16 protein-coding genes are annotated in these 23,166 nt (G+C 60.4%); 9 read left to right on the plus strand and 7 right to left on the minus strand.

Features of this window, described 5'->3' with window-relative positions:
• Positions 1 to 73: 73 nt before the first annotated feature.
• The 3 genes from AC1RP7_RS13835 to AC1RP7_RS13845 all read right to left on the minus strand — a co-directional run bounded on the left by AC1RP7_RS13835 (position 74) and on the right by AC1RP7_RS13845 (position 8,786).
• Complete coding sequence (locus tag AC1RP7_RS13835) at positions 74 to 4,750, minus strand: NEL-type E3 ubiquitin ligase domain-containing protein (RefSeq protein WP_493181965.1); 4,677 nt, start codon at positions 4,748 to 4,750, stop codon at positions 74 to 76.
• Positions 4,751 to 4,921: 171 nt separating this feature from the next.
• Complete coding sequence (locus AC1RP7_RS13840) at positions 4,922 to 8,035, minus strand: transglycosylase domain-containing protein (RefSeq protein ID WP_493181966.1); 3,114 nt, start codon at positions 8,033 to 8,035, stop codon at positions 4,922 to 4,924.
• Positions 8,036 to 8,327: 292 nt separating this feature from the next.
• A complete protein-coding gene (locus AC1RP7_RS13845) occupies positions 8,328 to 8,786 on the minus strand; it encodes an REP-associated tyrosine transposase (RefSeq protein ID WP_218495120.1) in 459 nt (152 codons plus the stop codon).
• A 529-nt stretch (positions 8,787 to 9,315) separates the two neighbouring features.
• Here AC1RP7_RS13845 and AC1RP7_RS13850 point away from each other — a divergent pair.
• The gene (locus AC1RP7_RS13850; RefSeq protein ID WP_429520719.1) at positions 9,316 to 10,737 is read left to right on the plus strand and encodes an amino acid permease; all 1,422 of its coding nucleotides are present in this window, start codon (positions 9,316 to 9,318) and stop codon (positions 10,735 to 10,737) included.
• A gap of 240 nt (positions 10,738 to 10,977) precedes the next feature.
• On the opposite strand, the gene AC1RP7_RS13855 is transcribed toward AC1RP7_RS13850, so the two are convergent.
• Positions 10,978 to 12,102, minus strand: coding sequence for an OpgC family protein (locus tag AC1RP7_RS13855; protein WP_493181967.1), 1,125 nt, complete (start codon positions 12,100 to 12,102; stop codon positions 10,978 to 10,980).
• A 244-nt stretch (positions 12,103 to 12,346) separates the two neighbouring features.
• Here AC1RP7_RS13855 and AC1RP7_RS13860 point away from each other — a divergent pair, with 244 nt between their 5' ends.
• The 3 genes from AC1RP7_RS13860 to AC1RP7_RS13870 are packed head-to-tail and all read left to right on the plus strand — an operon-like array spanning position 12,347 to position 15,169.
• On the plus strand, positions 12,347 to 12,721 hold the full coding sequence (locus tag AC1RP7_RS13860; RefSeq protein WP_057716240.1) for a GtrA family protein: 375 nt from the start codon (positions 12,347 to 12,349) through the stop codon (positions 12,719 to 12,721).
• The gene (locus AC1RP7_RS13865) at positions 12,718 to 13,659 is read left to right on the plus strand and encodes a glycosyltransferase family 2 protein (RefSeq protein ID WP_340315414.1); all 942 of its coding nucleotides are present in this window, start codon (positions 12,718 to 12,720) and stop codon (positions 13,657 to 13,659) included. The genes AC1RP7_RS13860 and AC1RP7_RS13865 overlap by 4 nt, the downstream gene beginning before the upstream one ends.
• A gap of 1 nt (position 13,660) precedes the next feature.
• Complete coding sequence (locus AC1RP7_RS13870) at positions 13,661 to 15,169, plus strand: glucosyltransferase domain-containing protein (RefSeq protein ID WP_218495010.1); 1,509 nt, start codon at positions 13,661 to 13,663, stop codon at positions 15,167 to 15,169.
• 27 nt (positions 15,170 to 15,196) lie between these two features.
• Here AC1RP7_RS13870 and AC1RP7_RS13875 read toward each other — a convergent pair whose 3' ends face one another.
• Positions 15,197 to 16,816: an FMN-binding glutamate synthase family protein gene (locus AC1RP7_RS13875; protein WP_493181970.1), complete on the minus strand. Its 1,620-nt coding sequence runs from the start codon at positions 16,814 to 16,816 to the stop codon at positions 15,197 to 15,199.
• A 164-nt stretch (positions 16,817 to 16,980) separates the two neighbouring features.
• Positions 16,981 to 17,781: a helix-turn-helix transcriptional regulator gene (locus AC1RP7_RS13880; RefSeq protein ID WP_223503236.1), complete on the minus strand. Its 801-nt coding sequence runs from the start codon at positions 17,779 to 17,781 to the stop codon at positions 16,981 to 16,983.
• 124 nt (positions 17,782 to 17,905) lie between these two features.
• On the opposite strand from AC1RP7_RS13880, the gene AC1RP7_RS13885 reads away from it, so the two are divergent.
• The 5 genes from AC1RP7_RS13885 to AC1RP7_RS13905 all read left to right on the plus strand — a co-directional run bounded on the left by AC1RP7_RS13885 (position 17,906) and on the right by AC1RP7_RS13905 (position 22,031).
• The gene (locus AC1RP7_RS13885; protein ID WP_493181971.1) at positions 17,906 to 18,727 is read left to right on the plus strand and encodes a carbon-nitrogen hydrolase family protein; all 822 of its coding nucleotides are present in this window, start codon (positions 17,906 to 17,908) and stop codon (positions 18,725 to 18,727) included.
• Positions 18,728 to 18,953: 226 nt separating this feature from the next.
• Positions 18,954 to 20,279: an APC family permease gene (locus tag AC1RP7_RS13890; protein WP_489339867.1), complete on the plus strand. Its 1,326-nt coding sequence runs from the start codon at positions 18,954 to 18,956 to the stop codon at positions 20,277 to 20,279.
• Between the two features lie 155 nt (positions 20,280 to 20,434).
• Positions 20,435 to 20,869: an NUDIX hydrolase gene (locus AC1RP7_RS13895; RefSeq protein ID WP_057716233.1), complete on the plus strand. Its 435-nt coding sequence runs from the start codon at positions 20,435 to 20,437 to the stop codon at positions 20,867 to 20,869.
• 23 nt (positions 20,870 to 20,892) lie between these two features.
• A complete protein-coding gene (locus AC1RP7_RS13900) occupies positions 20,893 to 21,531 on the plus strand; it encodes a LysE family translocator (protein ID WP_493181974.1) in 639 nt (212 codons plus the stop codon).
• A 2-nt stretch (positions 21,532 to 21,533) separates the two neighbouring features.
• Entirely contained in the window at positions 21,534 to 22,031 is a 498-nt protein-coding gene (locus AC1RP7_RS13905) for a GNAT family N-acetyltransferase (protein WP_090453308.1), read from the plus strand.
• Positions 22,032 to 22,161: 130 nt separating this feature from the next.
• On the opposite strand, the gene metR is transcribed toward AC1RP7_RS13905, so the two are convergent.
• Positions 22,162 to 23,079: a transcriptional regulator MetR gene (metR, locus tag AC1RP7_RS13910; RefSeq protein ID WP_007985733.1), complete on the minus strand. Its 918-nt coding sequence runs from the start codon at positions 23,077 to 23,079 to the stop codon at positions 22,162 to 22,164.
• Between the last annotated feature and the right edge of the window lie 87 nt (positions 23,080 to 23,166).

Genomic DNA, 23,166 nt, shown 5'->3' on the forward strand with positions numbered 1-23,166 from the left:
GACCACCGATCCCCTGTGGGAGCGAGCTTGCTCGCGATGAGGCAGGCACATCCAGCATCAATGTTTATGCTTTTTACTGGCCGGCGCGCTTCATGGCTTGACGGGTCAAGCGCCTCGACAGTTCTTTCTCGGCGTCACCGAGGTCGACCAGCAGGCGATCGAAAATTCCATCACTCAATGGCTCATCGGCAAAGACCACCGTGTCCGGCGCCGGCAGATCGTTCATCAGTTCCCTGAGCCGGCTGCGCAGGGCAGCTCGCTGAGTATCCGACGTCGATTCAGCCCATTCGCGCTGGGTCGTGCGCAAAGTGTCCAGTTGATCCGACAGGCCCAGATAGCGACGTTTATTGGCTTCCATGTCAGTCGCATAGCGCTCGTTCAAATGGTTTTGCCAAAAATCCTGTTCGAGCATTCGGTCGACCAGACCATCGCCTTCGCCCAGGGCCAGCACCGTGTCATAGGCTTGATCGATCATCGCGTCAGTGACGCCGGACACCGGCCGGAACAACATGCCCTTCGATTGCCAGGGCAGGTCGAGGCGCTCTGCCAGTCCGGTCTGATAGGCCAGGTAGACCTCGACTTCGTCCGGGTTGCCGCCACGACTGGCGACATCGGCACGGGCAATGTCGTTGACCTGTTCCAGCCGCGCCGCGCCTTTGGCCAGGGTCACCAGCTTCTGCTCCAGCTGCACTGGGTCGGTGGAATACGCGTGGGCCTCGTAGGCGAGCACATCAATGCCCATGTGATTGAACAACTGCGCACCGGCGTCGGCGCAATCCACCGGCGCGACGGCCATGGTGAACAGCTTCTCCCGCAGAGGCGTATCGACGTATGCGGCATCGAGCATGCGCCAGACACGTTGCACCAGTTGATCCCGGGCCGGGCCGGGGTTCTGGAAGTCGCGGCTCAGGCGGGTATCAAGCAAAACTTTCAGGAAGCCCTGTGCCTGAGGCTCATCGGCCAGCTCCGACCAGAGATTGGCACGGTTGACGCCCCAACCGGGTACGTCGCTCCAGTGTTTCGCGCTGTAGTCCGAGTTGACCACCCACTCGGCCAGACTGTTGGAGGGCACGATGGGTTCAGGGGGCAGTTGCACCGAACGACGGATTGCCTGATAGCGACCCTGGTTGGATTCCGACAGATTGCCGACATCCAGCCGGGTACGCGCCACGACCCATGCCTGCGGTGAGCCTGGGACCACTTCGGGAATCAGGTTGATTGGGTTATCCCGAAGATCCAGCAGAAAGCCGCGAGGCCTGGTTTTGCTCAACGTACCTTCAGGCCAGGTGGTAATGACCGTGTCCCGCAGCCCGACAACCTTCAGCCGGGGCATGCTTGAGATGTCGACAACCCTGCCCAAGGGGTTTTCATCCAGACGCAGAATTTCCAGGTAGTCCAGATGCTTCAGTTGCTCGACGGCGGCGGCGTCCAGCACGATTTCATTGTCAATCAAACTCAGTCGTTCGAGCCGCTGCATGGCGCCGATGTTTTCCGGCAGGCTCGTCAGTTCGCATCCTCTGGCGCTGAGTTCGCGCAGGTTGGGAAAATCTTTCAGCAAGCCGTTTGCCTTGGAGGAAAAGCGTGTGTTGTCGAGTTTCAGAAGGGTGATGCGGTCCAGAAATTTCCTCAGATCGGGACGTTGCGACCACCAGTTTTCCAGATTGATGGGTAACAGATCGCCGGAGAGGTCGAGGCCGTAGCTTGATGGATCAGTGCGGCTGCCAAGATCGGTGTTTGTTCTTTCGAAACATTGGATAAGGCCTTCAGCAATGCGGTCGCCACCACCGTTCAGGAAGCCCTTTGAGTCGGGTCCCCAGGTTGGTGGTTGCTGGTTTCGCCAACGATTCAGGATGATCCGTAGTTCGTTCAGATCATCTTCATGCTGCTCAATGGCACTCAGCGGTTGGCCTTGTTCGATCAGGGCATTGGCGAACGTATCAACCTCAACCTCACTGAAGTGCGGATGCAGATCCTGTATCCGTTCATGCAAGGTTCTCGCCTCCCTGCTCAGCCCACCGCCACGCACCAACAACATCGTTTCATGCTCGGCCACCGGGCGAACGGGCGGGTCGGCGAGTACGGTCCGGCGTTCGCTGGGCGGGGCCGATTTGACCATGACCCATTGGCGGAACCTGTCGCCGTCACCCGGTTTGTAGCCCAGGCTGTTTTGTCCGTTCTCCTGTGTGGCCTGCAGGACAGCTTCGAAAAAGTCATCGGCTTCGTGGATCGGCTGATCCTCGCCATTACGCACCTGATATTGCCCGGCCTCGTCGCGAATCAGCACCCGCACCCGCGTGGCGTCTTCGGGGCCGACGCTGTAACGCAACTCGCCATCGAATGTGCTCTGGCGAATCTCGAGACGCAGGTCGCCGAAGGTATCGGTGTTAAAGCGCAAGGTGCCCAGCACCAGGCGCTCGGTATCGGGAGTGATTGACGCGCTCGGGTACAAGCCCTGGGCCGCCCGCACCGCCTGGGTCTCAAATTGCAGCTCTCGGGCCTGGGTTTTCAGGCGCAGGGGCAGACGTTTTTTCTGGGTGACGTGCTGATTTTCCGTGGCACTGGCCCCTTTGAGGATTTGTTCCGCAACGGTCGCCGGCAGCTCGGGGAAATCGCTGAACAGCGGCGCGATTTCAGCGGGTACCGCGGCGGGCGCGATTGGCGGTGAAGCCAGGCGTTGCAGGGTATCGGTCAGCAGCGCTGGCGGTGGTGCGCTTTCAACGTGCACCCGGCGCAGCTCGGCTTCATCGGTGCCGCTGATCTGGCGAATCTGCTCCAGTTGTTCGTCGTTGAAACCATCGGTGCTGTGGCCGAGGCGGCGCATCAGGGTCGAACCTTCCCACTCCCGTGGGTTCTCCGTTTCGCAGACCCAGGCCCCACGGCCATTGTGGCGCAGGGTTGGTGCGTAAGCGTCGAAACGCTGCGGGTGGCGGATGCGTTGTTGCCCGGTCACCGGGTCTTCCAGCACTTCGAAGTGTTGATCGTTCAGGCGCACTATGCGCCGGCCTTGGTGCTGGTGAATGCCCTGATCATCAGGCCGGGCATCCGCGGGTAATTCCACGTCGGTGCGTTGATAAGGGTTGAGATCAGGGTTCCACAATCGCGTCTCACCGTTTGCCAGTTGCACCGGTTTCAGGCCTTCGAAAAACGGTGAAAGTTTCGCCTGCGCAACATTGCCGACGGCGCCTGCCGCCGCGAACACGCCCAACTGGACCACGCTTTCCAGGACGCCGAGGGTCTGCTCGCCGGCCTCGGCCAAGCGTCCCTCGGCCAGGTCGACAAGGCCCTCGACCACGCCATCGGTCAATTGATAGGCCGTGTATGCCAGCATCAGTGGGCCCAGGACAGGCACAAATGGGGTCGCCACCAGCAAGGCGATCGTGAGGATGTCCGAGAGCATTTTTTCCAGGTTGTCCCACCAGGCCCAGCGGGCCATGCGGTCGGCGTATTCGGTGGAGATGGCGATCTCCCGGGCATCGTTGAAAATCTTGTTGAGGGTCTGCCGGTAGCGGTAGCCCCACAGGTCATTGTTGAAGGTCGTCGCGCGGTCGGTCTTGATGCTCGACACACTGAAATGCAGATCGGGTTTATCCACAGGCGTTTCGCGCCAGCTCGGCAAGCTGGAACCGGCGGCAACCGGCTGCCATTTCACCGTGCTGAGACGCGCGTTCAATCCGGCAAAAAAATGCCCGCGTTGCTCATGGGGCACGAACTGGCTGAAGAACTGTTGATAGCTTTTAACCGATGCGCCATCGCGCAACTGGCGTGTCAGTTCCGCCATGAATTCCAGAGACGAAGGGTATTGCTTGAGCGGGTGCTGCGGGTCATGGGGCACATAGGCAATCACCGGGACCGGGCCGCTGGCACTGGCTGTATCCGCCGCGATCAGGATGATGCCGCTCAGGCGCGTGTCCATCATCGCCAGGTTGTAATAGTCGACGGGTTTGCCGTTCCACTTCAGCCGTGAACGATCCTCGAGCATGCCTTGCACCACGTCATAGGCATCCTGGTCGATGTCGTGCTTCATCAGGGCCATTTGCGCGGCGACATTCAGTGCGCTTTTCTGGCTGAGAACGACTTTTTGGCGCAGGACATTGCTCGCTGCCTTGTCGCTCGGCTTTAAAGTGTCTTGCAGGTGCTGCTGATAGCGGGCGCCGATGTCCAGTTCGCGACACACGGACTTGAACTGCTCGATGCTCAGTTTGTGCTTGAGCTGTTTGACGTTGAAATGCCCGCGTGCGTCGGGGCGGGTGATGAATTCGGAATCTTGGGTGAACGCCTCGTCTTGGGAAAAGTTGTGCAGCGCGGCATCCAGCAGCGAGATGGTGCGACTGGTGGTTCCTGCGGAAAAGTCATGGACCCACCAGGCCGTCTTAACCGGGGCATACAGGCGCAACCAGGTTTCCTCGACATCGTCTTCGACGCCGAAGCGGTCCCTCAGCTTTTGCTGCAGCAGGGGTTTGGCAAAGGCTGAAATATCCAGCAGATCGCGCAGGGCCTGATCCACGGTGTTCTGCGAGGTCCAGTTAAGCTGGTTGGCTTTTTTCAACTTGCGGTGAGCGGTTGTCGACGCGGTCCTGTGCCAGTCGGGCAGCGTCAGCCTGACAGATTTCAGCGCATCGACACGGGATGGGGAGGTGTTCAACAGCCAGGACGGAATCGCCTTTCTGACCTGATGGAAGTGAATGCTTTTATCGAATGGGGCGATGGCGATCGGGTCTGATCCTTGAATCGCCGAGGGGGTAATGGGCATTGTTTGATCGTCCTTTGATCAGTACCGGGGACGACCAGCCTAGGTAAGCATGTTGCCTAAAAAAAGCGCAAAGATTGGTTGTTAAAGGTGCCGGGTGCGACTCGATTCTCCAAAAATCAAAGAGTGAAAAATACATATGTACCGCCATCGTTCCATTTCGTTGAGTCGGGCTTAGCGGCTCGCCGCCACCTCGGTTGGCTGGCACATCGTGTGGGTGCCCGGTTGCAGGTAAGGCGTGAGGATCGGTGCCATGCCCTTGAGCACCTGCACCGGCAACGCCGAGGTGAAGGTAAAGCTTTCCGCCGAGCGGCCTGGCACGAACGCCGTCAGGGTGCCGAAATGGTGATCGCCTATGTAGAACACGAAGGTCGCCGTGCGGTTGAGCGATTTGGAACTCAAGATTCGCCCACCGGACCCGATGGCCTCGATGCGGTTGTCACCGGTACCGGTCTTGCCTCCCATCGCCAGCGGGCTGCCGTCGGGCAGTTTGAAACTGCCGGCCACGCGTTTGGCGGTACCGGCGTCGACCACTTGCGACAGGGCCTCGCGCATGGCGGTGGCTACTTCGGACGGCATCACCCGTTTGCCGACGTCCGGGTCATTGATCAGTTGGGTTTCAAAGGGGGTGTTCGCGGCAAAGTGCAGGCTGTCAATGCGCAGGGTCGGCATGCGCACGCCATCATTGAGGATGGTGCCGATCAATTCGGCCAGGGCTGCGGGACGGTCGCCGGAGCTGCCGATGGCGGTGGCCAGCGACGGTACCAGGTGGTCGAACGGATAGCCGACTTTCTGCCAGCGCTGGTGGATGTCGAGGAACGCTTCGATCTCCAGCATGGTGCGGATGCGACTGTCGCGGGCGCCCTTGTGCCGGCTTTTGAACAGCCAGCTATAGACCTCCTGGCGCTCGAACTGGCTGGCTTTGACGATGTCGCTCCACTTGGCGTCGGGGTGATTGAGCAGGTAGCCCATCAGCCACAGGTCCAGGGGGTGGACCTTGGCGATGAAGCCCTGGTCCGGCAAGTCGTAGGAGCCTGGACCGTAGGCCTCGTAGAGCCGCACAAGACGTTCGTCGGTGAGCTTTTCCGTGAGCTTGGCGCCTTTGAGGTGCGAGCGCACAAAGGCGTTGAAGCTTTCCTGGCTGGCCTGCGGCAGCAGGTAGCGGTGCACGGCGGCCATGCGGATCGGGGTCGGGCGCATGCTGTCGAGGAAGGTGTCGAGGCGGTCCTGGGTGTCCTTGTTCTTGTACTTCTTCCAGAACTTGAGCAGGAACGAAGTGCCCTCGCGGTCGGCGAATTCGGCCAGGTACTCCTGACGCCGCGGGTTGCGGTCATCCTTGAGCAGTTCGGCACTGCTGTTCGGGCCGGAGTAGGTGGTGTAGCGCACCAGATCACGCATCAGGCGAATGAACGGCAGGTTGATCGATTCGCGCAGAGCGTCGCGCAGGGGCGGTATCCGGCCGTTGTCTTCCTTGCGGAAGTTGTGGAACGTGTGCAGGCCACCCCCGGTGAAAAACGCCTCGCCGGGGCCGGCGGAGTATTTGCGGTCCAGGGCGGCGCCGAGCATTTTTTGCAGGTCGCGGTCCTTGTTTTCGATCAGGTAGTCGACCGCCCAGCGGCTCAGGCGATCCTGATCCGGCACGTCAACTTTCTTCAGTTCCGGAACGGCCATGCCGGCGTATTTGTCGTGCAACTCGGCGATGATTTGCAGGTAGGTGGTCAGCACGCGCATTTTCGCGGTGGAGCCCAGTTCCAGTTTGCTGCCTTCGTTGATATCGAATGGCTGGTCGGTGCTGTCGGTCTGCACCCGCACCCGCGAGCCGTCCGGGGTCAGTTCGAACAAGGTGAAGCTGTAGCGTACCTGGGTGGTGCTGGTGGGGGTCAGGAGGCGTTCGCCGATCAGGCCGATTTGCGTGGCAAACTCAGGGTCGGCCAGTTTTTTCAGGTACTCGGTGGCCTCGCTTTGCAACTGGCCTTGCAGGGTGCTGGTGGCGGAGAGGTCAAGGCGGTCGAGGTCATACAGCGGGCGATTGAGCATGCCGGCCAGACGGCTGCGCGCGACACTGATGCCCTTGTTGGTTTCAATCGGTTGAATGGTCGGCTGGGTGGCCCAGTCGCGGTAGATCACTTTGCTGGCCAGGGCGGCGGCGGCGAACTCGGCGTCGATCACATGGTTTTGTGCCAGCAGACGTATATGGCTGTCGGTGAGGTCGGCCAGTTCATCGTGACCCTTGGTCAGGTAGTGCGACGGGCGGCGCTGGGCAATCATCAACGACAGCATTTCACGCAGGGCCAGGCCTTTTTCCGCCATGGTTTTTGGATCCGTAGCGGTGCTGGACAGCGCTTCGTTGGCCTGTTTGAAGTCGGAGCCGTACCACACGCGCAACCCTTCAGCCATGCCGTGCACTTCACCGTGGCCCGGTACCGCTGACAACGGCACGCTGTTGAGGTAGTCACGAACCACGTTCTGCCGGATTTCGAGGGTTTGTGGCCCGGCCTGATAGGCGCGTACGGTGGCGGAAACCATCTGGCGAATCTTTTCCGCGCCATTGACCGTCAAGCCATCGGGGGAATGCCGGTACTTCTCCAACTGCGTGGCCAGGGTACTGCCACCGGCGGATTGGCCGGGCACGTGCAACATCTTCGCCAACTGGGACCACGCCGCCATGCCGAACCGCGGCCAGTCCACCGCCGGGTTGGCCAGCGGTTGCCTGGGGTCGAGCAGGAAGCGGTTTTCGATGAACAGCAGGCTGTTGACCACCACCGGCGGGATCGAGGCAAAGGTTGAATAAAGCTGCTGCGGATAGTGGTACTGGTACAGCGGCGCTGCGCGGCAGTCGGTGATCGACAGCCCGGCCTGGATTTTCTCGGCATAAGGCACGAACAGGCCCTTGTCGCTGTACTTCAGCAACGCCGGAGAAAAGCGGGTTTGCGCCTCAACGATGAAATTGCGCTTGATCAGGCGCGGCAGGAACTCACCCAATGAGCTGTAGCCCAGGCGCCGATCGAATGGACCTTCCCCCGGATAGCGAATCGCATCGCTGGGGCCGGGTTTGAGCTCATAGCTCAGTGACGCGGCGTATTTGCTGACTTCCTGGGCCTGGAACTTCGAGGTGCGCATCTCCCTCATGGCGGCCAGCCCCACGACAATCGCGATAATCAACAGCAATAGCCAGAACGCACCCCATCCGTGTCTGGAACGACGGGGTTTTTCAGGTAACGGCGCTTCATCCTCACTTTCATTCGGAACCACGGTTTTACTCGAATCTGTTTGCCACAAAGCGCCCATAGTCGACTGATCCATTCACGCAGATTGATCGGACTTGACTCAAGCTTAGACGGTGGTTGGCGAGGGTGAAGAAAATGTGAAGGGCAAAATGATGCACGGACGCACCGATAATCAGGCTGATTGAAGCACTTGTGGCGAGGGGGCTTGCCCCCGTTCGGCTGCGAAGCAGTCGTAAATCCGGTATTTGCGGTGTGTCTGATACAACAGTGGTTGCCTGATTGAGGGGCCTGCTTCGCAGTCCAACGGGGGCAAGCCCCCTCGCCACAAAACGCTCGGCGTATGGACTGCCTGTTTACAGCCAGCACGCATCCCAGAGCGGGTAGTCGCCAATTTTATCCACAAGTCCCGCCCTGAGTGGATTGGCAACGATGTAGCGAGCGAACGGCAGAAGATCTTCTCCATCGCGAATGGCCCGGTCGTGGTAGCCGGTTTGCCAGAGTGGGCCACGGCGGCCAGTGATTTCGTTCACTTCACGGGTGCAACGTGACTTGATGGCTCCGATGACACGCCCAAGATTGCCTTCCTCCAACTGCATCAGCCAATGAAAGTGATCGGGCATGACCACCCATGCGATGGAGTTCACTACGTTGGTTTCATGAGCTCGACGTAGTTCTGAAACAAGTAAGCGTCCCAAATGCCAATCCGAAAAGATCGGTTGGCGACCATGAACAACGGCGGTGACGAGATATGCCCGACCGCTCTCGGAATATCGGCCCAGACGCAAGCGGTGGGAGTTGGGTTGAGTTGGCATTCCATTGCTTCCCTTGAGGGGATCAATTGCACCTTCAAGGCTAGTACCCGGTTGTCCAGGGTAGATCTGCATGTGTTGAGTCAAAGCTCTGATACCTGTGAAGGAATGACGGCGTGAGAAACCTGTTGTTGTTTTTGTGGCGAGGGGGCTTGCCCCCGTTGCGCTGCGAAGCGGCGCTAAAACCTGCGACTGGTGGTTGTCTGGCACACAGCGTTTTCCTGTTTTGCGACTGCTGCGCAGCCGAACGGGGGCGAGCCCCCTCGCCACAGTTGTGATCGCACCTGGAGAAAGGGGGCGGTCTGTAATGGCTGAAGTAGAGCCTTTTCGAGGGTAAGTACGACTTTGGCAGGGGCATGACGATGCACCATTGTTGTGCAATACTCGGCGCCGTTTTTCCCACTGATCTTGCGGGTTTTTCCTACAAGACGACTCTGCCCACGAAGCAGAACCGGTTCGGGACGCGATGGCTTATCGGTCAGCGCTTCGCCACTCGGTGGTCATATCCAATAACAAGACGAGGTTGTCCCCCATGCCCGTAGGCAATCACCTGCCCCAAGGCGAGACCGCTCAGGGCGGTCCGCTCAAACGTGAACTCGGCGAGCGGCATATTCGCCTGATGGCACTCGGTGCCTGTATCGGCGTCGGCCTGTTCCTGGGCTCGGCCAAGGCCATTGAAATGGCCGGTCCGGCCATCATGCTGTCTTACATCATTGGCGGTCTGGCGATCCTGGTGATCATGCGCGCTCTCGGTGAGATGGCCGTGCACAATCCCGTCGCCGGCTCGTTCAGCCGTTACGCCCAAGACTACCTCGGCCCGCTGGCGGGCTTCCTGACCGGCTGGAACTACTGGTTCCTGTGGCTGGTGACCTGCGTCGCGGAAATCACTGCCGTGGCGGTGTACATGGGTATCTGGTTCCCCGATGTACCACGCTGGATCTGGGCGCTCGCTGCGTTGATCAGCATGGGCTCGATCAACCTGATCGCGGTCAAGGCCTTCGGTGAGTTCGAGTTCTGGTTTGCCTTGATCAAGATCGTCACCATCATTGCGATGGTGCTCGGCGGCATCGGCATCATCGCCTTCGGTTTCGGCAACGACGGCGTGGCCCTGGGTATTTCCAACCTGTGGACCCACGGCGGCTTCATGCCCAACGGTGTACAGGGGGTGTTGATGTCGCTGCAAATGGTGATGTTCGCCTACCTGGGCGTGGAGATGATCGGCCTGACCGCCGGTGAAGCGAAGAACCCGCAGAAGACCATTCCGAACGCGATCGGCTCGGTGTTCTGGCGCATCCTGCTGTTCTACGTCGGTGCGCTGTTCGTGATCCTGTCGATCTACCCTTGGAACGAAATCGGCACCCAGGGCAGCCCGTTCGTGATGACGTTCGAGCGGCTGGGCATCAAGACCGCCGCCGGCATCATCAACTTCGTGGTGATCACCGCGGCGTTGTCGTCCTGCAACGGTGGCATCTTCAGCACCGGTCGCATGCTCTACAGCCTGGCGCAGAACGGCCAGGCTCCGGCGGGCTTTGCCAAGACCTCGAACAACGGCGTGCCGCGTCGTGCATTGCTGCTGTCGATTGGCGCGTTGCTGTTGGGCGTACTGCTGAACTATCTGGTGCCGGAAAAGGTGTTTGTCTGGGTGACGGCAATTGCCACCTTCGGCGCGATCTGGACCTGGGTGATGATCCTGCTGGCCCAGCTGAAGTTCCGCAAAGGCCTGAGCGCCAGCGAAGCGGCCGGCCTGAAATATCGCATGTGGCTGTACCCGGTCAGTTCGTACCTGGCGTTGGCGTTCCTGGTGCTGGTGGTCGGCCTGATGGCGTACTTCCCGGACACCCGCGTGGCGCTGTATGTGGGGCCTGCGTTCCTGGTGCTGCTGACGGTGCTGTTCTACGTGTTCAAGCTGCAACCGACCAATGTTTCGCAAGGTGCGGCGCGTTCGGCTTCGTAAGTTGTAACGCTTGAAAAGCCAAAGCCCCGGTCGATTGGCCGGGGCTTTTTGTTGAAAGTCATTTATCTGCGAACCGGGGCTTTTGTGGCGAGGGGGCTTGCCCCCGTTGGACTGCAAAGCAGTCCCTAGATCAGGCCCTAAAGTTGTGCCAGACACACCGCAAATATCGGATTTGCGACTGCGTCGCAGCCGAACGGGGCGGTGCGGCGATCCGACAAGCCCCCTCGCCACAGGTATCAGTCAAGCGACTACCACCTGCTTTGGACCAGTCAACCGCTTGTTGAACTCAAGCCAGGTCGCCAGCAACGCCATCAACCCGGCACCCACCAACGCCGTGAAGATCTGCATGGAAAAAGCATCGTCGGTCAACGCATTGACCATGTCCGCCAATGGCGCCAGCAGAACGCCCAGACAGAAAATCTCTAGCGAGAAACGGCCCATGCGGCAACTTTGCTGCGCGAGCCAGTTTTGTGTCCATCCGCTGTCGGGAATCAGTTTCGCCGTGACGTAGGCCAGTGCCAGGAAGTGCAGCAGGCGCACGGGGGAAAGGTCGGTCTTGCTGATGGGGTACAGGATGGTTTGCAGGCTCGCCGGCACCACGGCATCGTGTAGCTCCGGCCAACGCCACAGCACGGTCAACACACCCGCGACCACGACATACAGCGCCGCACCGACAAACAACGGCTGGCGAACCAATGGGCGGGTCTGGGGCAGGCGCGGGCGCTGGCTGTGAATCGCAGCGGCACCGCCGAGTACGAACAGCAGCTGCCAGGCGACCGGGTTGAAATACCACACGCCGTCCTTGATGGCCGCCAGGTTCCAGCCAGCCAGCGGCACCATCAGGTACAGCGCCAATGACATCGAGACCACCACCCAGGCCTTGCGCACCAGCAGCGGCAGCACCAGGGGCAGGCCCGCCAACAGCACGATGTACAGCGGCAACGGGTCCATCAGGTTCGGCTTGAAGCGCAACAGCAGTTCATCGATCAGGGCCTGCTGCGGGTTGCTGATGAAATGATGCATGCCCATTTCTTCCACCAGATCCCGTGTTTCCACGTGGCTGTTGGCGAAAAACACAATGCCCATCAGCATCGCCAGCAGGAAGATATGCACCACGTAGAGCACCCACGCCCGGCGCAGGATTTTTACGCAGGCGATCAGAAAGCCTTCGCGCGCCAGGACTTTGCCGTACGCCAATACGGATGCGAAACCTGCCAGAAACACGAAGACCTCGGCTGCATCGCTGAAACCGAAGTTACGCAGGGTGATTTGCCCCAAAGGGTTGTGGGGCACGTGATCCCAAAAGATGAAGATCAGTGCCAGACCACGAAAAAAGTCGATCCGGTGATCGCGCGCTAAGGTCATGACAGCAGGCTCGTAACAGCGGGTAAAAATGGGATTGGTCGCTGGCGCAAAGGCCACGCGCCCAATCGGCGGCGCGCAGGGTGGACTGATTCGCGGGCAATTGCAAAACCGGGATATTACCGGATGTCTCGGGCATTGCCCCAAGGCTCAACCGCTGGTCTGAAAGACCGCTTGACCTGCGATTTATGACAGTAAACAGGCTCAAATATCAATAAGTGCAACGTTCTTGAAACGGGAGCCTCACATGAGACTGTTGTGGAAAGGGCTGTCCAGTTACACGGTGATCGGGGTCGCCAATACCCTGATTCACTGGCAGATCTTTTTCCTGTTGAGCGTGGCAGCCGGCCTCAGTCAGGCGATCAGCAACCTGGCCGCCTTCTGCGTGGCTGCGTCATTTTCCTTCTACATGAACGCGCAATTTACTTTCGCCGCCAGTGCCACGGTCGCGGGTTATCTGCTGTTTCTTTTGGGCATGGGGGCACTGAGCCTGGGTATCGGCCATCTGGGTGACCTCTGGCGATTGCACGGCTTGCTCACGGTGGTCCTGTTTTCGGCGTTGAGCCTGGTGTTCGGTTTTCTATATTCCAAATACGTGGTGTTTCGCGGACGTGATCAATGAAAATCTCGCTCATTGTCCCGGTCTTCAACGAAGAGCAGTCCATCAACCTGTTTTATCAGGCGGTGCGAAGGGAGTTGAGATTAGGCGACACCGAAGTCGAGATCGTATTCATCAACGACGGCAGCTCCGACAACACGGCCGAACAGGCTATGGCACTTGCCCAGGCGGATGATCAGGTCATGCTGATCAATTTCTCGCGCAACTTCGGCAAGGAACCGGCACTGTTTGCCGGCCTGGAGCATGCCAGCGGCGATGCCGTGATTCCCATGGATGTCGACCTGCAGGACCCGATCAACGTCATTCCGTTGTTGATCGAGCAATGGCAAAAGGGTGCCGACGTGGTACTCGCCAAGCGCCGCAGCCGGGCCGCCGACGGCTACCTCAGGCGCCACAGCGCGTCGATTTTCTACCATGTGCTCAATCGCATCGCCTACACCCGCATCGAGGAAAACGTCGGGGACTTCCGGCTGATGGATCGCAAGGTGGTCGATGTGATCCGTTCCTTGCCGGAGCACCAGTTATTCATGAAAGGCGTGCTGTCGTGGGCCGGGTTCAACACCGTGGTGGTGGAGTTCGAGCGGCCGGGAAGGGTGGTGGGGAGCAGCAAGTTCAATGTCTGGAAACTGTGGAACCTGGCCCTGGAAGGCGTGACCTCGTTCAGTACCGTGCCGCTGCGCTTGTGGACTTACGTCGGTGGCGGCATTTCGATGTTCGCGGTGCTCTATGCGGTGTACATGGTGCTGGACAAGATTTTCTTCGGCAACAGCGTTCCCGGTTATCCGTCGCTGATGACTGCGATCCTGTTTCTCGGCGGCGTGCAACTGATCGGCATCGGCATCCTCGGCGAGTATATCGGTCGCATCTATATCGAGGCCAAGCACCGGCCGCGTTATGTGATCAAGGACATCGTCGGCGGTAAAGACCGGGGCGGGCGTTAGAATGGGGCGGTTCAGCGACGTCTTCGTTCGCGAGCTCAGCCGGCATCAGGTCTGGCGGTTTTTTCTGGCCGCTACTCTGGTGTATGTCCTGCCGTTGATCCTCGCCGATTATCCCTACATCGATGACAACTGGCGCTCGCTGGCGGCGGGCATGGCCTGGGCCGAACAGGGCCGACTCTTCGCCCAGCTTTTCTACAACGCGCTGACCTTCAGCCATGCCGCGCCGAACATCTTTCCCTTGCCCTTGTTGATCGCCACGCTGGCCATGGCGTCGGCGCTGACAAGCCTGACGTTCCATTACTTCCGTCAGCCCACCGTTGCTTGCTGCCTGGTGCTGTTGCCGCTCTGGTACAACCCGTTCTTCCTGCAGAACCTGTCTTATCAATACGACGGTCCCACCACGACCCTGAGCCTGGTGGCGGTGATCTATGCGATCACCTTTCGCCACCCTTGGCGCGGCGTGCAGTGGCTGGTGCCGTCGTTCCTGATTGCCTTGGCGCTGGGGCTGTATCAAGTCAGCCTGAATGTGTTCCTGGGTCTGTGTTGCCTGGAGTTGCTCAGGGCCGCCAACGATAAAACCACCCCGGTACCATGGCGCGACCTACTGGGCTGGAAAGCCGCTCAGGTCATCCTCGGCGGGTTGATCTACAGCGTCAGTGCTTATCCTTTCATGGGCTCCAACCGCACATTGCTGCTCGATTGGACGGCGCATCCCTCATTGCAGATCCAGATCAACATTGGCCGGGTCCTGGAAAAAGTCGTGCTGCTGTTCCATGGCGGATGGCTCTGGGTGTCCGGCGGGTTGCTGTTGCTCGCGATAGCCGGGGCGGTGCGGTTGGGATTGAACGTAGCGGCGCGCCAGGACAGCGGGCCGAAGAAGCTGTTGATCGGCCTGATGTGTTTGCTGACTTTGCCCGTCGTGACGCTGCTGGTGTCCGGTGTCGCGTTGTTTTTCCGCGACTTCAACGAAGGTGCCCGCACCTTGATGGGCTTCGCCGTGCTGCTGGTATTGCTGTTCTACCTGGGGCATCTGGCGCTGGCGTCGATCCATGAGCGGTTGCCGCTGCTGTTGATGATTCCCCTGCTGGCCATGTTGTCGTTGTCGTTCGCTTATGGCCGGGTGCTGACGGTGCAGAAAACCTTTGCGTCCACGGCACTGGCCGGTCTTGCGTACGACATCGCCAGCCATCAGTCGCTGCGCGAGGCCAGGCGGATCTACCTCTCGGTGAGTTACTCCGACTATTGGTTGGTGGCGGCGGCAGGCTCATTCAAACAGCTGCCAGTGCTGCACTACTTGCTCAATACCGACTTTTACATGCTGGCCGAAAATCTGCCGAAAGCAGGCATCACCAACGTGGTGGCGGAGCAGGAGCGGCGTAATGCGACGCGGGTCGGCTATCAGGGCTATCCGGCGTTGGTCGAAAGCCGGTTCTACCGGATTTACCTGATCGGCGATTACGGTTTTATCGTGATGAAGGAACCGGCCCCGAGCAAAACACTGCGCTGGTGACGCGCGATTCTGCTCGGGGTGGCGAGGTTATGCCGCCGCTATTTCACTGGGCTCGAAACTATCGGCCCGGGCCATCTGCCACATCCGCGAGTAGAACTCACCGTTCACTTCGCCGGTCAGCAACTCACCCGGTTTGAGGAACACGTGCAACTGCGAGAACAGCTTGATCTCGGTTGCCGACATACGTCGCACCAGATGCTTGGCGGACAACTGCGATGGATGTTCGAGGCCGGCGGCGGCGAGCATTTCCGCCAGGGCCTTGAGGGTGTTGCGGTGGAAGTTGAACACGCGTTGGGCTTTGTCCGGTACCACCAGCGCGCGCTGGCGCAGGGTGTCCTGGGTGGCGACGCCAGTCGGGCATTTGTTGGTGTGGCAGCTCTGCGACTGGATGCAGCCGATGGCGAACATGAAGCCGCGCGCCGAGTTGGCCCAGTCGGCGCCGATGGCCAGCACGCTGGCGATGTCGAAGGCGCTGACGATCTTGCCGCTGGCGCCGAGTTTGATCTTGTCCCGCAGGTTCAGCCCAACGAGGGTGTTGTGCACGAACAACAGGCCCTCGCGCATCGGCACGCCGATGTGGTCGGTGAACTCCACGGGCGCGGCGCCAGTGCCGCCTTCCTTGCCGTCCACCACGATGAAGTCCGGGAGGATGCCGGTTTCCAGCATGGCCTTGGCGATGCCCATGAACTCCCACGGATGGCCAAGGCAGAACTTGAAGCCCACCGGTTTACCGCCGGACAACTCACGCAGTTGCGCGATGAAATGCATCATTTCGATCGGCGTGGAAAACGCGGTGTGGCGCGACGGTGACACGCAGTCCTCGCCCATCAGGATACCGCGGGTTTCGGCGATTTCTTTGGTGACCTTGTGTTTGGGCAGGATGCCGCCGTGGCCGGGCTTGGCGCCCTGGCTCATCTTGATTTCGATCATCCGCACCTGTGGCGTCCGGGCTTGCGCCGCGAAGCGCTCCGGGTCGAAGCGGCCGTCGCTGGTGCGGCAGCCGAAGTAGCCGCTGCCCAGTTCCCAGGTCAGGTCGCCGCCGTTTTCCCGGTGATAGGGGCTGATGCTGCCTTCGCCGGTGTCATGGGCGAAATTGCCGAGCTTGGCACCCTGGTTCAAGGCACGGATGGCGTTGGCGCTGAGGGAGCCGAAACTCATGGCCGAGATATTGAATACCGACGCCGAATACGGTTGGGTGCATTGCGGGCCGCCGACCGTCACCCGGAAACTGCTCGGGTCGCTCAAGGGCGCGGGGCGCATGGAGTGGCCGATGAATTCGAAACCCGACTGATACACGTCAATCAGCGTGCCGAAGGGTTTGTCGGCGGTTTCATTCTTGGCCCGGGAGTAGACCAGCGAGCGCTGGGCCCGGGAGAAGGGCAGGGCCTCGCTGTCGGATTCGAGCAGGTACTGGCGGATTTCCGGGCGGATGCCTTCGACCAGGTAGCGGATGTTGCCCAGGATCGGGTAGTTACGCCGCACTGCGTGCGGACTTTGCAGCAAGTCGAACAGGCCGATCAGGCTGAGGACGGCGGTGACGGCGGTAATCGGCCAGAGCCAGTCGTATTCAAGAAACGGCAGGCTGGCGAGGGTGAAGATCACACAGACGGCAAAGAAGGCGTAGCGGCTCAGGAGTGACAGGCTCATACGGTTTCCTTGGGTTCGGACTCAATATTTGGGCAAAACACAAAACACTGTGGGAGCGAGCTTGCTCGCGATGGCGGCGGGTCAGTCAACATCAATGCTGAATATGAAACCGCTATCGCGAGCAAGCTCGCTCCCACATAAAAGCAAAGTGCTCCACAGGGCATTCAGGCATTTTGTGCCTGGAGAAAAATCGAAAACAGCTCGGACTGGGATTTGATCCCCAGCTTGCTGTACATGTGTTTCTTGTGGACTTTCACGGTTTCGACCGAGATTTCCAGCTTGCGGGCGATTTCTTTACTGGAGCAACCGCTGAGCATCAAACGCCCGACATCCAGCTCCCGGGCCGTCAGCTGCGCGCCTTTGAGTTGCTGCACCGAGGCTTCCAGTTGTACCCGCCAATCAGCTTGCGGCGGTGCGGGGGCCAAGGCTACGACTTCGTTGATTTCATAGGGTAGACGCTGGCGCAACAGGCCGAGCACCCACGGCTGGATCAACGACAGCAAGGCGATCTGCTGGCCGCTGAAGCGCTGGGTGCTGCCCAGGGACAGGCACAGCGTGCGGTCACCTTCGAGCTGGCAATTGAACTGGATTTCGTCGGCCACCACATTCAGACGAAAGTAGCGCTGGTAATACTCAGTCAGCTCAAAGTGCTCCGGGGCCACTTCCGACAGGCGATACAGCCCGGTGCGCGACTGCTCGCGGCAGGCGATGTAGAAGGGGTCGAGCAGGTACAGACCGCGCAGGTAATCCTGGAACAACTGGTCAGGGATGCCGTCTTCGCCGGGGCATTCGGCGAACACCTGGGGGCGCTGATCGGCACTGAAAAGCAGCGCCACCCAGCTGTCGAAGGGCACGTACTGGTCCAGCAGGCGTACAAGCTGGGTCCAGAAATTGGGCTTGTCCAGGGCGTCGATCAGTTGCCCCACCGAGCGGTGCCAGGCGATGTCGTCCAACGAGAGTGTCATGCATCTACCCCTATCGTGTTACCCCGGCGGCGTAATTCCCCGCCCGGTTGCTTGCTGCGCATACTGGCGCACAGACACCGACCGGGCAATCTTTCTGCCGCCCGGCGCATAACAAGGAATACCCATGAAGGTCGAACTCGCCCAATTGGCAGGCCGTGACAACGACACGGCCTACAACCTCGAACGCACTCTGGCGGCGATGGCTGCATGCGCGGCCGATACGCAGCTGATCCTGTTCCCCGAAGGCCACTTGATGGGCTTCCCTTCGGCCGAGTCCGTGGCCGAGGTGGCCGAGCCGCTGGACGGCCCGTCCGTCAGCGCAGTGATCGCCGCCGCCCGCCAGCACAAAATCTCCGTGGCCATCGGCATGGCCGAAAACGACAACGGCCGTTTCTACAACACCACGCTGCTGATCACTCCTGAAGGCATCGCGCTGAAGTACCGCAAGACTCACTTGTGGGCCTCGGATCGCGGTGTCTACGAGGCGGGCGATCGCTACACCACCTGCCTGTGGAACGGCGTGCGCGTGGGCCTGCTGATTTGCTACGACATCGAATTCCCGGAGAGCGCCCGCGCCCTGGCGCAACTGGGGGCTGAACTGTTGATCGTCACCAACGGCAACATGGATCCCTACGGTCCGACCCATCGCACCGCGATCATGGCCCGCGCCCAGGAAAACCAGGCGTTTGCGCTGATGGTCAACCGGGTGGAAGAGGGCGATGGCGGTTTGTTGTTTGCCGGCGGCAGCGCATTGGTCGATCCGCTGGGCACCTTGTTGTTCGAAGCCGGACGCGAGGAAGGGCAGTTTGCGGTCGAGCTGGACCTGAACCAGCTGAGGGCGGCGCGCCAGGATTATCGGTATCTGGATGATCAGCGGCTGAGGTTGCCGGGGGAGGTGGTTGAGCAGGCGGGTGGGCTGCGGGAGCTGCTGATTCCTGTGCGCTGATCCGGATTCTGTGTTGACCGGGCTGTCGCCTTCGCGAGCAAGCCCGCTCCCACATTGGTCTTGTGAACGCCCGAGATCCCCTGTGGGAGCGGGCTTGCTCGCGAAGAGGCCGGCACAAACAACACACATGCTCGATCCTTGACCCAAGAACAACAACGCAACACCCGAAAATCCTGCGCCGAACTCGGCTCTGCCATAAATCCAATAAAATCCGGAGTAGTCGCTCATGGCTCGTTTGCAACGCACCCTGTCACTGGGCTCGGTGGTGCTGTTTGGCATCGCCTACATGACGCCGATCATTGTGCTCGGCACCTTTGGCATCCTCGCTCAATCCACCGCCGGCATGGTGCCGGCCGCGTATCTCGCGGCGCTGGTGGCGATGTTCTTCACTGCCATGAGCTATGGGCGGATGGCTTCGGCGTTCCCGGTGGCCGGCTCGGCCTACAGCTATGTGCGCAAGGCCATCAGCCCGAAACTCGGGTTCATCGCCGGTTGGGCGGTGCTGCTCGATTATCTGTTCCTGCCCATGGCGATCTGGCTGATCGGCGCGGCCTACCTCAACTCCGCATTTCCGGCGGTGCCGCAGTGGGTCTGGGTACTGGCGTTTATCGGTATCACCAGCGCGATCAACATCGTCGGCCTGAAGCTGGCCAACGGTATCAACGCCCTGTTGATGCTGGTGCAGTTCCTGGTGCTGATTGCCTTCGTCGCGCTGTGCGTGCATTACGTCGGCGGTGATGCAAGCACGCCGTTGTGGTCGACCAAGCCGTTCTTCAATGGCGACATGCAGATGCCGTTGATCATGAGCGGCGCGGCCATCGCCTGTTACTCGTTCCTGGGCTTCGACGCGGTCAGCACCCTGACCGAAGAAACCCGCGATCCACGCCGCACCATTCCCCGGGCGATCATGCTGATCACCCTGATCGGCGGGCTGATTTTCGTCGGCGTGTCGTACTTCGTGCAGATCGCTCATCCGTCGTTCCAGTTCGACAGCGTCGACTCGGCGGCCTATGAAATTGCCCGCAACATCGGTGGTGACCTGTTCGTGTCGATCTTTCTGATTGGCCTGATCGTCGGCCAGTTCGCCTCGGGGCTGTCAGCCCAGGCCAGCGGTTCGCGGCTGCTGTACGCCATGGGCCGTGACGGCGTGTTGCCGAAGTCGTTTTTCGGGACCTTGCACGAACGCTTCGGTACGCCGATCAACAGCATTCTGCTGTGCGCGGTGGTGGCGTTGCTGGCACTGAAACTGGACGTCACCACCTCGACCTCGTTCATCAACTTCGGCGCGTTCCTGGCATTCAGTCTGGTCAACCTGTCGGTGATCTTCCATTACTGGATCGGTGGCGAGAAAAAGGGCCCGCGCGAATTCGTGCTGTTCCTGTTGTTTCCGTTCATCGGCCTGTCAGCGGATTTGTGGTTGATGGTCAGCCTCGATCATCTGGCGGTTTATCTGGGGTTGAGCTGGCTGGCGATTGGCGTGGTGTACCTGGCGGTATTGACCGGTGGTTTCCGTCGGCAGCCGCCGGAGATGGATTTCCAGGAAGCCGCATAAAGGAAACTGTAGGAGCGAGCTTGCTCGCGATAAACCTGAGGGCGCCGATGGGCATCTGGTTTTACGCGTTTTCGTTCACGACCATCGCGAGCAAGCTCGCTCCTACAGGGCGGACATGTGATCCTTAGCGTTTTTGAGTCAAGGGCCTTCTGTTTATGTCGACGTTTTCCATGCCTGCCTCCGGGATTATCCGCATCGCCGCCGCCCTGTTGATCGGCCCTGACGGCCGCACGTTGCTGGTGCGCAAGCGCGGCACCACGGCGTTCATGCAGCCGGGTGGCAAGATCGAGCCCCATGAATTGCCGGTCCACGCCCTGGCCCGGGAGCTGGAAGAAGAGCTGGGTCTGGACATCGACCCGGCGCAGGCCGTTTACCTCGGTCACTTTTCGGCACCGGCCGCCAACGAACCGGGGTTTGTCGTACACGCCGAGCTCTTTCAACTGAATATTCATTGCGACGTCACCCCGGCGGCGGAGATCGAAGAGGTGCTCTGGATCGACCCGGCCACCGACGGCGATGTCAGCCTGGCGCCATTGACACGGGACCTGATTCTGCCGTTTTATCGAGCATCGCTGACCGCGATCGCCTGATCATCACGCAAAGGACCTCGCCCATGATCCCGCTTCAAGACCTGCTGATTTTTGCTGCTGCCGCGTTGCTGATGGTAGTGACACCGGGGCCGAACATGATCTACCTGATCTCCCGTTCGATCTGCCAGGGGCGCAAGGCCGGGGTGATCTCGCTGCTTGGGGTGGTCGCCGGATTCTTCGTGCACCTGTTTGCCGCCGCCGCGGGTTTGACTGCAGTGTTCCTGGCGGTGCCGATGGCTTATGAGGTGTTGAAGTGGGCCGGTGCGCTGTACCTGTTGTGGCTGGCCTGGCAGGCGGTCAAACCCGGTGCGCGCTCGCCGTTCGAGGCACAGCAGTTGCCCCCGGATTCGTCGCGCAAGCTGATCACCATGGGCTTTCTGACCAGCGCCCTGAACCCGAAAATCGCGGTGTTCTATCTGTCGGTGTTTCCGCAGTTCATCACGCCGGAGCACGGTTCGCTGTTCACCCAGAGCATCATCCTCGGCCTGACCCAGATCAGCGTCAGTTTCTGCGTCAACCTGCTGATCGCCATGTTTGCCGCGGGCATCGCTTCGTGGTTCGTCAACAATCCGACCTGGCTGGCGATGCAGCGCTACTTCATGGGCTTTGTATTGTCGGGGCTGGCGCTGCGGCTGATGCTTGAGCAAAAACGGATGGCCTGAGGATGTGGATCGAACGACTTGATGCCAGCCATGCCCTGGACTACCGGGCGCTGATGCTCGAAGCCTACGACCTGCACCCGCAGGCCTTTACCTCGAGCGTGCGTGAGCGGGCAGCGATGCCGCTGAGTTGGTGGGAGTCGCGCCTGACCGGCAAGCTGGACGTGGTGCTCGGGGCGTTCGAAGAGGGCCGGTTGGCCGGCATTGTCGGCCTCGCGTTCGAGCCTCGGGAAAAGGCCCGGCACAAGGTGACACTGTTTGGCATGTACGTGACCGCCAAGGTCCGCCAGCGTGGGCTCGGCTATCAACTGGTTCAGGCGGCATTGGCCGAGGCGCAGAACCATGCGGGTTTGCGCCTGATCCAGTTGACCATCACCGCCGGCAACGATGCCGCGTTCAACCTCTACCAGCGCTGCGGCTTCATCCAGTTTGGCCTGGAGCCGATGGCCGTGCGGGTGGGCGAGGATTACTTCGACAAGATCCACATGTGGCGTGAGATATAACCATCACATAGATCCCCTGTAGGAGCGAGCTCGCTCGCGATAAACCTGAGAGCGACACGGGGTGCCCGGTTTCCAGCGTTATCGTTGACGACCATCGCGAGCGAGCTCGCTCCTACAGGGGGTTGGTGTTCTAGCGAACGGCGCTGACCCCATCCAGCGTCGAAAACGACGTGTCCTTGGCCGTCAGCAAGAAGTCGCGCATGTACGGCGCATCGAGCATGTCGGCGCGGATCGCCGCATACAGTGTGGCGAACAAACCTTTCTCACCCAGCCGCTTGGCTTTCACATAGCCTCGCGAGCTGTATTCATGCAGTGCCCAATGGGGCATGCCGCACACGCCGCGACCGCTGGCCACCAGTTGCATCATCATCACTGTCAGTTCCGAGGTGCGGACCTGGGCCGGTTCGATGTCGGCGGGTTCGAGGAAGCGGGTGAAGATGTCCAGCCGGTCCCGTTCCACCGGGTAGGTGATCAAGGTTTCCGGGAGCAGGTCTTCGGGAACGATATAAGCCTTGCTGGCCAGGCGGTGCTGGTTGGCCACCGCGAGCATCGCTTCATAAGTGAACAGGGGGACATAGGTGATCCCGGCCAGGTCCACCGGATCGGAGGTCACCACCAGGTCCAGGTCGCCACGGGCCAGGGCAGGCAACGGGGCGAAGGAAAACCCTGAGGCCAGGTCCAGTTCGACTTCCGGCCAGGCGTCGCGGAACTGGTCGATGGTCGGCATCAGCCACTGGAAGCAACTGTGGCACTCGATCGCCATGTGCAGACGACCGGCGGTGCCACCGGCCAGGCGACTGATGTCACGCTCGGCGGCGCGCAGCAGCGGCAAGGTAGCGTCGGCCAGTTGCAGCAGGCGCAAACCGGCGCTGGTGAAGCGCACCGGTTTGGTCTTGCGCACGAACAGCGGCATGCCCATGCGCTCCTCCAGCTCTTTGAACTGGTGGGACAGGGCTGACTGGGTCAGGTGCAGGCGATCGGCCGCATCCACCAGGCTGTCGGCTTCGCGCAAGGCGTGCAGGGTCTTGAGGTGACGGATTTCAAGCACCGGAGGCTCCATGAGGAAAACTTGTCGATAAATCGAAAAGGTTGAGTTTGTCTCATGTTGGTGCCGCTGTCGACCACAAGCACGGCG

Source organism: Pseudomonas sp. GW822-FHT01E03 (assembly GCF_058802985.1).